At 71.6% G+C, this 13,639-nt stretch carries 12 protein-coding genes; 5 read left to right on the forward strand and 7 right to left on the reverse strand.

Going from position 1 to position 13,639, the window contains the following annotated elements; all coding sequences use genetic code 11:
* The first annotated feature begins 296 nt into the window (after positions 1 to 296).
* A complete protein-coding gene (locus tag ACGF07_RS03970) occupies positions 297 to 887 on the forward strand; it encodes a dihydrofolate reductase family protein (protein ID WP_392895157.1) in 591 nt (196 codons plus the stop codon).
* A gap of 159 nt (positions 888 to 1,046) precedes the next feature.
* Here the strand turns inward: ACGF07_RS03970 and ACGF07_RS03975 are convergent, their stop codons facing one another.
* A complete protein-coding gene (locus ACGF07_RS03975; protein ID WP_392895159.1) occupies positions 1,047 to 1,994 on the reverse strand; it encodes an AraC family transcriptional regulator in 948 nt (315 codons plus the stop codon).
* Between the two features lie 145 nt (positions 1,995 to 2,139).
* Between ACGF07_RS03975 and ACGF07_RS03980 the strand changes: the two genes are divergently transcribed.
* Positions 2,140 to 2,856 (forward strand): SDR family oxidoreductase, encoded by a 717-nt coding sequence (locus ACGF07_RS03980; protein WP_392895161.1) that lies wholly within the window; start codon positions 2,140 to 2,142, stop codon positions 2,854 to 2,856.
* A 100-nt stretch (positions 2,857 to 2,956) separates the two neighbouring features.
* On the opposite strand, the gene ACGF07_RS03985 is transcribed toward ACGF07_RS03980, so the two are convergent.
* Both ACGF07_RS03985 and ACGF07_RS03990 read right to left on the reverse strand, forming a co-directional pair.
* A complete protein-coding gene (locus ACGF07_RS03985) occupies positions 2,957 to 3,682 on the reverse strand; it encodes a response regulator (protein WP_392895163.1) in 726 nt (241 codons plus the stop codon).
* A gap of 23 nt (positions 3,683 to 3,705) precedes the next feature.
* Positions 3,706 to 4,548, reverse strand: coding sequence for a sensor histidine kinase (locus ACGF07_RS03990; protein ID WP_392895165.1), 843 nt, complete (start codon positions 4,546 to 4,548; stop codon positions 3,706 to 3,708).
* Between the two features lie 117 nt (positions 4,549 to 4,665).
* On the opposite strand from ACGF07_RS03990, the gene ACGF07_RS03995 reads away from it, so the two are divergent.
* Together ACGF07_RS03995 and ACGF07_RS04000 are read left to right on the forward strand one after the other, a co-directional pair.
* Positions 4,666 to 5,391, forward strand: coding sequence for an ABC transporter ATP-binding protein (locus tag ACGF07_RS03995; protein WP_392895168.1), 726 nt, complete (start codon positions 4,666 to 4,668; stop codon positions 5,389 to 5,391).
* Complete coding sequence (locus ACGF07_RS04000; RefSeq protein ID WP_392895170.1) at positions 5,388 to 7,697, forward strand: FtsX-like permease family protein; 2,310 nt, start codon at positions 5,388 to 5,390, stop codon at positions 7,695 to 7,697. Before ACGF07_RS03995 ends, ACGF07_RS04000 begins: the two co-directional genes overlap by 4 nt.
* A 558-nt stretch (positions 7,698 to 8,255) precedes the next feature.
* Here ACGF07_RS04000 and ACGF07_RS04005 read toward each other — a convergent pair.
* Positions 8,256 to 9,107, reverse strand: coding sequence for a hypothetical protein (locus tag ACGF07_RS04005; RefSeq protein ID WP_392895173.1), 852 nt, complete (start codon positions 9,105 to 9,107; stop codon positions 8,256 to 8,258).
* A gap of 823 nt (positions 9,108 to 9,930) precedes the next feature.
* On the opposite strand from ACGF07_RS04005, the gene ACGF07_RS04010 reads away from it, so the two are divergent.
* Entirely contained in the window at positions 9,931 to 10,266 is a 336-nt protein-coding gene (locus tag ACGF07_RS04010) for a hypothetical protein (protein ID WP_392895175.1), read from the forward strand.
* A 296-nt stretch (positions 10,267 to 10,562) separates the two neighbouring features.
* Here ACGF07_RS04010 and ACGF07_RS04015 read toward each other — a convergent pair whose 3' ends face one another.
* From ACGF07_RS04015 to ACGF07_RS04025, 3 genes are all read right to left on the reverse strand, one after another.
* On the reverse strand, positions 10,563 to 11,417 hold the full coding sequence (locus ACGF07_RS04015) for an IS5 family transposase (protein WP_392895176.1): 855 nt from the start codon (positions 11,415 to 11,417) through the stop codon (positions 10,563 to 10,565).
* A 63-nt stretch (positions 11,418 to 11,480) separates the two neighbouring features.
* Positions 11,481 to 11,909 carry a RacP protein gene (locus tag ACGF07_RS04020; protein WP_392895178.1) on the reverse strand — a complete coding sequence of 143 codons (429 nt, stop codon included), beginning with the start codon at positions 11,907 to 11,909 and terminating at the stop codon, positions 11,481 to 11,483.
* A 3-nt stretch (positions 11,910 to 11,912) separates the two neighbouring features.
* Positions 11,913 to 13,025: a DUF6192 family protein gene (locus tag ACGF07_RS04025; RefSeq protein WP_392895180.1), complete on the reverse strand. Its 1,113-nt coding sequence runs from the start codon at positions 13,023 to 13,025 to the stop codon at positions 11,913 to 11,915.
* Between the last annotated feature and the right edge of the window lie 614 nt (positions 13,026 to 13,639).

Genomic DNA, 13,639 nt, shown 5'->3' on the forward strand with positions numbered 1-13,639 from the left:
GAACGGTGGAACGCCGGCCCGGGAGTCGGTCGAGCTGAAGGGGAGCCGGGAAGGCCGGGGCCGTGGCCGCGGTCCGGGACCGCCGTCCAGGGGAGGCTGCGGGGCCGGCCTTCTCCTGGGGTGCCTGGCCTGTGACGGGCACCGGGACGGGTTGCCGTCGACGTCGGATCGGGTGCCTTTCGTGACAGCGAAGTTGGACCGTCACAGGCCAGTTCCCGGGAGCGGCTTCCCGTACGACAGCTCACGGCACGCTAATTTTGGAGCCGTCCCGGCATGCCACAACAGAGGAGCGCCCCGTGGGCAAGGTAGTCATGTACGCCTCGGTGTCGGCTGACGGCTTCATCGCGGACGAGGACGACCAGCCCGGCCCGCTGTTCGACTGGTTGACCAGCGGTGACGTCCCGTTGGGCGGGAGCGGCGCGCTGAAGGTGTCGCAGCACTCCTACGACTACATCCGGCCGTACTGGGACCGGATCGGGGTGACGATCGTCGGCCGCCACGTCTTCGACATCACGGACGGCTGGGACGGGAAGCCTCCGAGCGGGATCGCCCACGTGGTCGTCGTGACGCACCGGCCGGCGCCCGAGGGCTGGGACCCCGAGGCGCCGTTCCACTTCGTCGACGGCGTCGAGGCCGCCGTGGCCAAGGCGCAGGAACTCGCGGGCGACCGCACGGTCGAGGTCGCCGCCGGCGACGTCGGTGGCCAGGTGCTTGCCGCGGGCCTGATCGACGAGGTGCGCATGGACGTCGTACCCGTCGTGTTCGGTTCCGGCAAGCGCTACTTCGGGTCGGTCCACGCACAGCACCTGTTGGAGGACCCTGACACGGTGATCCAGGGCAACCGGGTGCTCCACCTGCGCTACCGGGTGCGCCGTCGACCGATCTGAGCGGGGTACGCGACGTAGCCCCAGGTGAACGGTGACGCCAGAGCGGGCCTCCGGCCGCGGAGCCGCCCGGCGGTCCACCACATCGAGGCCACCACGAGGCCGGGATCCCCAGCGGCCACCGTTTCCCGAGCCGCTGCGGCGATGTCCTGGCCCGCGCCGTCACTGGTATCCGCCTGGTTCGCCGTCTGCCGTCCTGACCTGCTTGCGGTAGGCCCCCGGCGGCGATCCGAAGTGTCGTTTGAAAGCCTTGGCGAAGGCGAACTCCGATGTGTACCCCGTGTGCTGCGCGATCGTGCTCAGCGGGACCGGTGATCGGTGCAGCAGCCGCGCCGCGGTGGCCATCCGCCAGTTGGTCAGGTAGGTCAACGGCGGCTCGCCGACCACCGAGGCGAAGCGGCGGGCGAACGCCGCGCGGGACAGCCCGGCGCGGGTGCCCAGGGACTCCACGGTCCAGGGGTGGCCGGGATCGTCGTGGATCGCCTTCAGAGCCGGGGCGACTGCCGGGTCGGTCAGCGCGGCCGCCCAACCCCGGGTCCGCTCCTTCGGTAGTTCGGCGTACCACGACCGGAGGATGTACAGCAGCAGCAGATCGATGAGCGCCGTGACGACCGCGTCCGAGCCGGGCTGCGGCGCGTGGAACTCGGCGCACAGCTGATCGACCGCCGAGCGCAGCACCGGGTGGCGGCCGGGAACCGCGGGGAGGTGGATGACCTCCGGCAGATCGCTGAACAGCGGGTGCGGGCGCTCGACGTCGATCGCGTACGCGCCGCACACCAGAACCGTGCGCGGCCCCGGTCCGTCCACGGTGACCTGGCCGATCGGCGAAGAACGGTCCACGCGGTCCGGTACGAAGTCCACCGGATCGCGGCCCGGCACGTCGCACAGGGTGTGTCCGCTGCCGCGCTGCAGGAACACGATGTCGCCGGGTCCGAGCGCGAGCGGTTGGCCGTGCGGTGGCAGCAGGTGGCAGTGGCCTTCCACGACCACGTGGAATCCGGCTCCTGAGATGGGTTGGAACGTCAGGGCCCACGGGGCGTGCGCGTCGGTGCGAGTCACCATCGGACGTCCCGTGCGCAGGACTTCGAGGGTGTCGCTCAGGATGTCCATGGCGCCACCCTAGTGCCTGCTCGGCGAGACGATATGACAGGAAATCGAGATCTTCAGTCATTCACCGTCTTCATGCGGAGGCGTACGTTTCTTGCCACGGCAGTCGCCGAACCCCGCACTGCATCCACGAAGAAACGGAACAGCCATGTCTCTGACCGGCAAGAAGATCGTGATCATCGGAGGGACCTCCGGCATCGGCTTCGCGGTCGCCCAGCAGGTCGCGGCGGCCGGCGCGCACGTCGTGGTCGCCTCCAGCAATCAGGACCGCGTGGACGCCGCGACGAAGCGGCTGGGCGAGCCGGCCGAAGGCCGCCGCCTGGACGTCGCCGACGGCAACGCCATCGCCGCGTTCTTCGCGCAGGTCGGGGACTTCGACCACCTCGTCTACACAGCGGGCGAATCCCTGCTGATGAAGCCGTTGGCCGACACCACCCCGCAGGAGGCCAGGGCAGTCTTCGAGCGCCGGTTCTGGGGCGCGTTCCTCTCCGCCAAGTACGCCGCACCGCGACTGCGCGACGGCGGCTCGATCACCTTCAGCTCCGGCGTCCTCGCGATCCGCCCGCTGTCCGGGACCGCGCTGACGGCAGGCATCACCGGCGGCATCGAGGCCCTGTCCCGAGCACTCGCCGTCGAACTCGCCCCGCTGCGCGTCAACGTCGTCCAGCCCGGAGTGATCCGTACGGAGCTGTGGGACGGCAGTGTCCCGGACCCTGAGGCGTTCCTCCAGGGCGCCGGGTCCGAGCTGCTCACCCGGCGGGTCGGCACCGCCGAGGAAGCCGCAGGGGCCTACCTCTTCGTGCTGTCCAACGCCTACGTCACCGGCACCACGGTCGCGGTGGACGGCGGCGCCGCACTGGTGTGACGAAGACCGGACAGCGGCCCGGCGGGCTCCCTCGCCGGGGCCGCTGTCGTTTGTCGTCGCGGCGCCCGGACCCGCTCGGAGTGACGTCGAGGGCTGCGGATCAGGAGAGTTGGGCCCTCCGGCTCCGCGGCTCCCCGCGCCCCCGCCCCGGGCCGCCCGGTGTGACCAGCCCGGTCTCGTACGCGAGGACGACGGCCTGGGCCCGGTCCCGGAGGTTCAACTTGGCGAAGATCCTGGCCACGTGGGTCTTCACCGTCGACTCGCTGAGCGTCAGCTCCTCCGCCAGCTCCGCGTTGGACAGCCCGCGCCCCAGCAGGGCGAGCACCTCCGCCTCGCGGGGCGTCAGTGGGGCGAGGTCGCGGTGCGGCGCCGGGCTGCCGGTGGAGGAGGGCCCCGGGGCGCCGGCCGCGAAACGCTCGACCAGGCGGCGCGTGATCGACGGCGCGAGCAGCGCGTCGCCGGTGTCCACCAGCCGTACGGCGGCGGCGAGGTGGGCCGACGTGACGTCCTTGAGCAGGAAGCCGCTGGCGCCGGCGGCGAGGGCCGCGTACACGTAGTGGTCCAGGTCGAAGGTGGTCAGCATGATCACCCGGCAGTGCGGGACCTGGGCGAGGATGCGGCGGGCGCCCTCCAGGCCGTCCATGGTGGGCATCCGGATGTCCAGCAGTGCGACGTCGGGCCGGTGCGTGACTGCCGCCGCGACCGCCTCGGCGCCGTCGGCGGCCTCGGCGACGACGTCGATACCGCGTGCGGTGAGGATCATCCGGAAGCCGGTGCGCACCAGCTCCTGGTCGTCCGCGATCACCACCCTGGGACGGCGAGGCACATCGCCCTTCGGAACCGCCCCCGTCACGGCCGGTCCAGCGGGATGCGCGCGCGGACCCGGTAGCCGCCGCCCAGCCGGCGCCTGGCGTCGAGGTCGCCGCCGTACACCGCGACCCGCTCGCGCAGGCCGACCAGCCCACGCCCGGCCCCGTCGGCCGGCTGCCGTTCGGCCGCCGCGTCGCCGACGAGCACGCTCGGTCCGCTGTTCAGCACCTCCACCCGCAGGTAGTGGTCCGCGTACCGCACCGTCACCTCCGCCTTCACCCCGTCCCCGTGCTTGAGCGCGTTGGTCAGCGCCTCCTGGATGATCCGGTACGCCGTCACGTCGATGCCGGCGGGCAGCGGCTGCGGCTCGCCGGAGATCCGCACCTCCACCGGAAGGCCGGCGAAGGCGAACCGGTCGATCAGCGGGCTGAGCCTGCTCAGGCTCGGCTGCGGCGCGAAGTCGGCCTCCTCCGGCTCCTCACGCCCGTCCGCCGCCGGAGCCAGCAGGCCGAGCAGGTGCCGCAGTTCGGTCATCGCGTCCCGGCCGGCGGACTCGACGGCGGCCATCGCGGCGGCCGCCTCCTCCGGCATGGTGGTCAGCACCTCGCGGGCCGCCCCCGCCTGCACCACCATCAGGCTCACGTTGTGGCTGACGATGTCGTGCAGCTCGGCCGCGATCCTGGCCCGCTCGGCGTCGACGGCTGTGCGCGCCGCGCTCTCCCGTTCCCGCTCCAGCAGCCAGCCGCGCGCGCCGATGGCCGCCAGGTAGGCCCGCCGCGCCCTGCCGAGCGCGACCCCCAACCAGCCGGCCGCTCCCGCCGCCACCAGGGCGGCGATCCACCCCGTCTCCGTTTCCCACACTCCGCCAGCTTCCCAGCTCACGCCTTGATCCACATCATCCGGGAGTGCCACCTGCGTACATCCCCGGTACGACGGCCCCGGACAGTTACACCCGGGGTGGGACGCCCCGCCGGGGCCGCTGCTCCTACCGTCGGTGCCATGAGCAATGATCACGGCGGAAGCACCCGCCAGGACGGCGCGCAGGTCGTCGTCGAGCTGTCCGCGGTCCACAAGGAGTTCGGGGACGCCAAGGCCCTGGACGGAATCGATCTGCGGATCGGGGCGGGCGAGGCGGTCGCCGTGATGGGCCCCTCGGGCTGCGGCAAGTCCACCCTGCTGAACATGGTCGCCGGCCTGGACCGGCCGACCTCCGGCACGGTCCGCGTACACGGCCAGGACCTCGGAAAGCTGAACGAGACCGGGCTGGCGCTGTTCCGCCGCCGCCGCATCGGCATGATCTTCCAGTTCTTCAACCTCATCGACGACCTACCGGCCCTGGACAACGTGGCGCTGGCCGCCCAGCTGACCGGCACCTCCGCCCGCCAGGCGCGCCGCCGGGCACTCGAACTGCTCGACGAACTCGGTGTCGCCCACCGCAGGAACACCTACCCGGCCGCGCTGAGCGGCGGCGAACGCCAGCGCGTGGCCGTCGCCCGGGCGCTGATGAACCGCCCGGCGCTGCTGCTCGCGGACGAGCCCACCGGCGCCCTCGACAGCCGCTCCGGTGAGCAGGTGATGGACCTGCTGATCGACCTCAACCAGATCGGGCAGACCCTGCTGATCGTCACCCACGACCCGCACCTGGCCACCCGCTGCGCCAGTCGGTTGGTCGAGGTCGCGGACGGCCGGGTGGCCCGCGAGCGGTCCCTGGAGCACACGGCATGACCGGGGCGGTGTGGCGGGCCTCGCGCGCGGCCGTCAGACGGCGAAAGGTCCAGACGATCGTGATCGGACTGGTCGTCTTCTGCTCGACCACCACCATCCTGCTCGCGCTCGCCGTGATGAGCTCCGCCCGGGCTCCGTTCGACGCGGCCTTCGGCGCTCAGCGCGGCGCCCACGCGGTCGCGACCTTCGACGCCGCCAAGGCTCCGGCGGAGCACCTGGCCGCCGGTGCCCACCGGCCGGGCGTCGAGGCGGCGGCTGGGCCGTTCGCCCAGGTCACCCTGGACATCCCGACCGACTGGCTGGGCCACCCGCCCGGGTCGATCACCCTGGTGGGCCGGGCAGACCCGGCAGGCCCGGTGGACCGCGTGAAGCTGACGGCAGGACACTGGGCCACCGGACCGGGCGAGGTCGTCGTCTCCATGGGCCGCGGCACCTTCGACAACCTGCTGGGCCGGACCATCGCGCCCACCGGTGCCCCGCCACTGACCGTGGTCGGCATCGCCAACAGCATGAGCAACTCGGCGGGCGGCTGGGTCACCCCCGAGCAGATGGCCGCCCTGCACCCCACCGCCGAGCAGATGCTCTACCGCTTCACCGACGCCTCGACGGACGAGGCGCTGAAGGCAGGCCTGGGGAAGGCCACCGAAGGCCTGCCCGGGGACGCGCTGACCAGCGCCCAGTCCTACCTCACCCTCAAGCAGGCGTTCTCCGCCTCGGCCGACGCCTACCTGCCGTTCATGTCGGTCTTCGGCGCGCTCGGCCTGGTGGTCGCGGTACTGATCGTCGGAAACGTGGTCAGCGGTGCGGTGGTGTCCGGCTACCGCCACATCGGCGTGCTCAAGGCGCTCGGCTTCACCCCCCGCCAGGTGGTCGCGGTCTACATCGCCATGGTCTCGGTACCCGCGATCGCCGGCGCCGTCCTCGGCACGGCCGCCGGCTGGGCGCTGGCCGGCCCGATCATCGACGTGGCCTTCAACGGGATCGACACCGGCACCGCCGCGCTCGCGCCCCCGGCCTGGCTGCCGGTCGCCTGCCTGGTCGCCGTGCCGCTGCTGGTCGCCCTCGCCGCGCTCCTGCCGGCCTCGCGCGCCCACCGGATCTCCGCGGCCGAGGCGATCACCGCCGGCAGCGCACCGCGCACCGGGCGCGGCCTGCAGGTCCAGCGCTGGCTCAGCGGCACGCGGCTGCCGCGCTCGGTCAGCCTCGGCCTCGGCCAGCCTTTCGCCCGCCCCGCCAGGACGGCGCTCACCATGGCGTCCATCGTGCTGGGCGTGGTCACGGTGACCTTCGCCACCGGCCTGACCGGCACGCTGCTCGTCTCCATGCAGCCACCGGACGGGGACGACGGCCGCACCTTCGTCCACGTGCAGGTCGGCGCCGCTGACGCCCAGCAGACCGTGCCGAAGCTGACCGACACCCAGATCGAGGCCGTACTGCGCGCCACGCCCGGATCCGACCAGGTGACCTCGCGGGCGTTCGAACGGGTCGGCCTGGTCGGCTACACCCAGCCGGTGTTCGCCGACTTCTACGGCGGCGACGCCCTCGAGCGGCCCCTGCACGTGGTCAAGGGCCGCCCGGCGACCGGGCTGGACGAGGCGATCGCCGGACCGGCGTTCCTGGACCAGCACGGACTCCAGCTCGGCGACCGGATCACCCTGGACGTCAGCGGCCGGCTCCTGCCCGTGACCATCGTCGGCGAGCCCATCGAGGGCAACGCCCGGGCGGTGGCGTCCAACGCGGCGACGCTGGCCGCCACCGGAGTGCAACTGCACGTGGTCGAGTACGTCGTGCGGCTCGCCCCCGGCGCGGACACCGACGCCTACGTCAAGGCCATCAAGGACGCCGACCCCGGCCTCTACCCGAACGCGGTCACGCACGACATGAGCGGCCCGATCACCTCGGTGATCACCTTCTCGACGATCTTCACCCTGCTGCTGTGCGTGGTCGCCGCCCTCGGAGTCTTCAACACCGTGCTGCTGAACACCCGCGAGCGCCGCCGGGACCTCGGCATGCTCAAATCGATCGGCATGACGCCGCGCCAGGTGGTCGCGATGACGGTGACCTCGGTCGCCGGGCTGGGTTTGGTCAGCGGGATCATCGGCGTCCCGCTCGGGATGGCCGCGCACCAGCTGATCGTCGAGAACATCACCATCCTGGCGTTCACGGACTCCATGATCAACGTGTGGCACACCCCGCTCCTGATCGCCGTCGCGCTGGCCGGCGTCCTCATCGCCGTCCTCGGCGCACTGCTCCCCGCCCGCACGGCGGCCCGGCTGCCGATCGCCGAGGTCCTCCACAACGAGTGACGCCCCGGGCTGAGCGGTAACCAGGGGCCGGGTGGCGGGCGGAGGTCGCCACGGCACCATCATCGAGACCGGCACCGACTTCTCCTACCTCGCCAGCACTCGGGCGCGGGCAGAGGAACCAGCGAAGGCTGGCTGGCTGCGGGCACCTGCGCGACGGTTCTCCGCTATTCGAGCGGAGAACCGTCACCGTCGAGATCTTCACCGACCGCGAGGGCTGCCTGCATCAACGAACCACAGCCGGGATGGTGAGGAGGCTGCAGTCGAGGTGACAGGTGGCCGCGGAGGCGACGAGGGCCGCCTCGCCGAGTGCGCCGAGCGGGCCCGCCTCCAGGCCCGCTGCGGCGGTCTCGCGGTCCCACCGGGACCGGCGCCGCCCGAAGCGAGCCAGCCGTCACGGCCCCGACTGAGCCGGTCGACGTGCTGGAGACGGCGGGGGGACACGGGGGACGGGTGAGTTCGCCGGGACGTGTCCCGCTCCGCTGCCCCTGCCGGCCGCCTTGCAACCGGATCGGAAGTTTCGGTTCCGGTAGCGCTTCGCCTGTGTGCAGGTCGCCGCGGTCAGGGGGCGGCACACAGCACATCGGTGAAGAGCTTGCGCCGGTCGAAGGCCCCGTTCTTGGCCCAGACCGTCCAGCCCGTCGCGGTCGGGGCCGAGGTGGTCAGCAGGACGTCGAGACCGCCGTCTCCGCCGCCGCTGATCGGCACCAGCCCGGCGGGGCACTCCGCGGTGGCGTTTCCCACCTCCCCGGGCGCCAGCTCGACGGTGGTGCCGAAACTCACTGTGGGCTGGGTGTCGGAGCAGACGGCGACGGACCGTTGGAACGACGCAGGCGCGTCCGGGCTGTAGTCGGTGTACTTCATGGACACCGTCCATGACCTGATGTTGTTGAAAGCCGAGACGCTGACAAAGGTCCGGTCGCCCCCCTCGAAGCCGCCGCCGACCACGAAGCGGGTGTTACTGCAGTTCGCTGCGGTGTATCCGGTCTCCCCGGGTTCGATCCCCGTCTCCTTCGCGGCCTCGTAGCTGAGGGTGCTGTCGGTCGAGCAGATCACCTTGGGGTGGACGGTCTGCACGTCGGGGCTGGCGTTGTAGGCCTGCAGCACCCAGCGGTTGCCCGCCGGGTCCGGGAGGGACTTGCGGAAGTAGACGGCGCTGCGCAGGTCGCTGTCGACCGATGCCCCGCCCCCGGTGGGCTTCGTTCCCTGGGGACAGTACGCGGCCACCGTCCGCTCCTGGCCCGGGTACAGGATGGCGGGGTGGCCCGGCTGCTGGCTGACGCCGCGGGTCGCCGGTGCCGGCCCGCCGTCCGCCCGCGCTTCCGGGGCGGTGAGCGCGCACGGCACGGAGAGGGGAAGGGCTGCGGCCAGGAACGTGCTGATCGTCCGTGCGATGCTGCGGGTGCGTGTCACTGCGGCCTCCTTATGGCCTGGTCTTCGCTCGGGAGGTGAACGTTCCCCGTCCCGCGACCGGACGCTTCGGGGCGGACGGAGATCGCCCGGACGGAGCCCGGCAGGGGCGCCGCGCCATCGAGCGCGATCGGCGCGCGGACGGCGACCTCGCCCCGTGCCCGGCCCGGACGACGGAGACCAGGGCGACGACGATCCGGCATGCCCGGGCGGCGAAGGCCCCGCGCGCGGGGGGACGACCCGCTCCCACCAGCCCAGGGCGGATACGGAGGCAGGACGGTCGGAAGCCATGGATTTCCACTGCGGCTGGAAGTTCTGGTGCCCCGTACGCGAGGCCGTCAGCGAGACCGTGGTGGCCTTCGTGCGCGGCGGCACCGGGCCCGGCGCGGCGGGCGGGATCGGAACGGTCGCGGACCGGTCGACCGAGGTCGAGTTCACTTGCCCGGCGGCCGCCGGAGGGTGCGCCGGGGTGGCGTGTGGCAGGCTCCGTTCCCCCGGCATCGCGCGCTGTTCCGCGTCAGTACCTGTTTCTGATGGTGTGCGAAGCGTTCGGCTGGGCCAGGAATCGAACGGGTGGTGTTGCGGGCGTGGGTCAGTGCGCTCGCGGTGCTGACCGGGGAGTCTGGGCCGGGTGAGCATCGAAGGATGTTGATGTGACCGGTCGCGCGTCGCCACAGTCCTTGCCCGCCCTTCACCCACGAGGGTGGAAACAACTCGGCCGGACGGCCATGCGGCCGGGAACCCGAAGGGCGGTGCCGTGATCATGGTTGCAATGGCCCGATCAGGGCTCTCAACGAAGGGAAACCTCATGCGTAAGCGTGCCGCTGTGGCCACTCTTGTGAGTGCCGCCGCTCTGGCCGTTTGTGTCTCCGCCCCCGTACACGCCGCCCCGCCGGCAGACGCCCAAGGCAGCCTCACGTACTACTACAAGGAGGACGGGCTCCCGTACAACGGCAGCCTGGACGAGCCGGAACTCGGCGTGTGCCACAACATCTTCGCCGCGGACTTCACCGCGCAGGCCTATGCCCCGCACAACCTCACCAACGCCATCGCCGAGGTGTTCCCGAACAGGGACTGCACGGGCCTGCCCACCCTGCTGCTCCCGGACAGCCCCCAAAGGCCGGACACCCTCAAGTTCCGGTCCGCCAAGTTCCGGCTGTGACATAGCACCTCGCGAACCACCCCCGGCGCCGACACGGTGTCCGGGTGTCCATATGCACGTGGTCGGCCATCCAGGGCACGATGAGTTCGCACGGGCGCTCGGCTGGGCTTCCAGCCGAGCGCGTCGCCTGGTGTGCTCCGCAGTACAGCATGGGCGATTGTTTCAGGTTGCCGCACGGAAGCGGCCCCGGTGTCGGCGAACCGCCTGACCGGCGCCGGGAGGTCGTGGGAGATTAGGGGTCGGCCGGTTCTTCCGGCGGCTGCGGGCGGCGATCGGTCGGCCGACTTTGAGAACGATCAGTCCCGGTGGGCTTCACGGGACGCCGGCTGACCCGAGCGCCTGGACTGCCGCTTGGTGATGCGCCTGGTCATCAGAGTGATCGCGGCCCAGGTGATCAGCGACTCGGAGTGCTGGACGAGGCGTTCGTAGTCGCGGGCATGCCGGCGGGCGTGCATCACCCAGGCGTGCGAGCGTTCGACCACCCAGCGGCGCGGCAGGACCACGAACCCCTTCGCCTCCTTGGGCCGGCTGACCGTCTTGACGGTGAGGTTCAGGTAGTTCTTCGCCCAGCCGACCAGCTGCCCGGCGTAGGCGGAGTCGGCCCAGACGATCGTGATCTCCGGGTGCATCAGCCTGAGCCGGAACAGCACCTCCTTCGCCGCGTCGCGGTCGGTCATGTCGGCGGGGGTGACCATCACGAACAGCGGCAGGCCCTTCGTGTCGACCACCAGGTGCCGCTTCCTGCCGTTGATCTTCTTCGCCGCGTCGTAGCCCCGGCTGTCCTTGCCGACCGTCTCGGCTGCCTTCACCGACTGCGAGTCGATGATCGTGGCGACCGCGCCCGGAGCCCGGCCCATGTCGCGGCGGACCCGGGCACGGAGCTGGTCGCGGATCTGCCCGATCACCCCGGCCGCCGCCCAGCGGGCCATGAAGCCGAACACGGTGCGCCAGGGCGGGAAGTCCTTCGGCAGCGCGCGCCACTTGCAGCCCGTGTCCACGACGTAGCGGATCGCGTCTACGATCTCCCGGCGCGGGTGCTTCTCCGGCCGGCCGCCGGCCTTCGTCTCGCAGGCCGGTGTCGGCAGCAGCGGCTCGATCAGCGCCCACTCGTCGTCGAAGGTGTCCGACGGGTAGCAGCGACGCCTGGCCAACCTCGTTCCCCCCTCAAGGCGAAGGTCCTGGTCCGGCCGGCTCCGCCGGCCGGACCAGGACGGTCAGGCGTCGCTGTAGTCCGCGATCATTTCGAGCGTGGACTCCACCGAGCTGATCTGGGTGTTCAGGTGCTTCACCCACCGGCCCTTGGGCTGGAGGGCGAAGTGCGGGGCGACGACACCGGTGATGAAGCGGCGGAACTCGGTGAGCCTCTCGCGGATCACCGCGGCTTCGTATGCCTGGAGCTCGACCGGGTCGGAGCAGAACCGGTAGCCGTCCGCCCTCGTCCAGATCAGCGGCGGCCAGCCGCGTTCGGCGATGGTGTCGCGCAGGCAGGCCAGCCCCGCCCTGGCCTGGCTCGCGCTGAGCGAGGAGGCCCGGGTGAGCTGGTCGAAGGCCAGCCCGGCGGGGCGGGCCTCGAAGAGGACCTTGCGGACGGTGTCGGCGTGCCGCTCGGCCGCCGGCGACCTGCGCCGGGAGGCGCGGGGCATCGCCTACTCACCCTGGAGCAGGCGGGCCAGCTCGCCGTCCATGTCGACCTTCCCGGTGTCGACCGCCGTCTCGATCCAGTCCAGCGTCGCCCGAACACGCGCGCAGTTCTCCCGGATCACCGACTGCTCGTCGTCGCCGAGCTGCCGGTCGCGCAGGCCCGGGACGACCCGCCCGGCCGCAGCGACGAACGCGTGGCAGGCCGTCACCAAGTCCAGGAACTCAACCGACCGGTCGATCTTGCGGATCACCGGCGCGATCGGGCTGTTCTCCTCGAAGTGCTCACGGGCCTGCCGCCCGCGCTCGACCTGCGCGTGGTTGACCTGGTGACGGGCGGTGTCGTCGGCCATCGCCCGGGCCGCGACGTCCGGGCGCCGCAGCAGCCCGGTGGTCACCTCCGCCGCGACGTGATCCTCGCGGGTCAGCTCCTCGACTACCCTCACCTTCTCCGCCGGGGCGACGCGGGCGACCACCGCCGGCCGGTGCAGGAACCTGGGAACGACCGCCGCGGCGACCTCGTCGTCGCGGGTCAGCTCCTCCACCACCCGGACTTTGTCCTCCGGCTTGACCTGCGCGACCACGCCCGGACGCCGCAGCAGGTCGCCGGTCACCACCACGGCGACCTCCTCGTCCTGCGCGAGAGTGTGGATCGCGCTGACCTTCTCCTGCGGGGTCACCGGAACATCGACCTGTCGGCCGACCCTGCGCTTGGCGTCGTCCGCCGTCCACCGTCCCCGGGGCTGCGGCGGGTTGAGGATCGCCTCGAACCGCTCTCGCTCGTCCGCGATCCCCGCCAGGACCTCGTGGACCGTGAAGGAGACGCCGGACTGCCGGCGGTCCTTGGGCCACCGCGAGGAAGTCCACCGCGCCCGCCTGACCTGCGAGTAGGTCAGGCCGACGTCCTCGGCCACCCGGGCCAGCGACTTCTTGACGGAGAACATCTCGTCGCTGTGCTCCTGGCCGCCGACCTCGCGCATCGGCTCGATCTCCAGCGCGTAGTCGCCGATCGTGAACTGCGCGCGGGTGGTCGTCTCGACCAGCTTCCGCAGTTCGGCGACGATCTCCGCGTAACGGTCGGCGCTGACGCAGCCGACCTTCTCCGCTATCTCCTGAGCCATGTGGAATCTCACCACCAACTCGCGGACCAGGCACGGCAGTTGGCCGAGACGGGACCGGTCCGCTTCCGCGCAGCAGGGTCGGGCCCGGAATGTGGTGATCACAACAACTAGCCTGCGAATGAACGAAGTTGAGCGGATCGCGACCGTTTCGGCGTTCGCTCAACGGTCACTGTGACCGTTCGCCGAACGAATCGTTCCGGGCTCTCCAGGCCCTCATCACGCACCGCCGCGAGCAGTGCCGGGCGTTCGAACGCCGATCCACCCCGGCCACCCACCACGCGTCGCACTCCGGGCACTCCACCCGGCCGGCGCCGCTCAGCTCGGCCGCCACCCGCTTCCGCAGCCGCTGGTCCACCCGCCACTGCCTGGCACGACACGCCGTCGAGCAGAAGCGCGTACCGAGCCCCGACTCCGGCCCCAGCCGTACGCCGCAGCCCTCACACCACCGCTCACCAACCGGCCCGCTGTCCTCGGCCACCAGCCCAGGCTAGGGCTCCAGGCTACCCGGATCGGGGGTTCAGACACAGGTACTCAAGGACGAGAAGCAGAAGGTCCACCAGGAGCTGATGGACTTCCTGGTCTGCATCGACTGCGGCGACGTCCCCGAGGAGGAG

It is taken from the genome of Kitasatospora sp. NPDC048194, assembly GCF_043202455.1.
Classification (GTDB): domain Bacteria; phylum Actinomycetota; class Actinomycetes; order Streptomycetales; family Streptomycetaceae; genus Kitasatospora.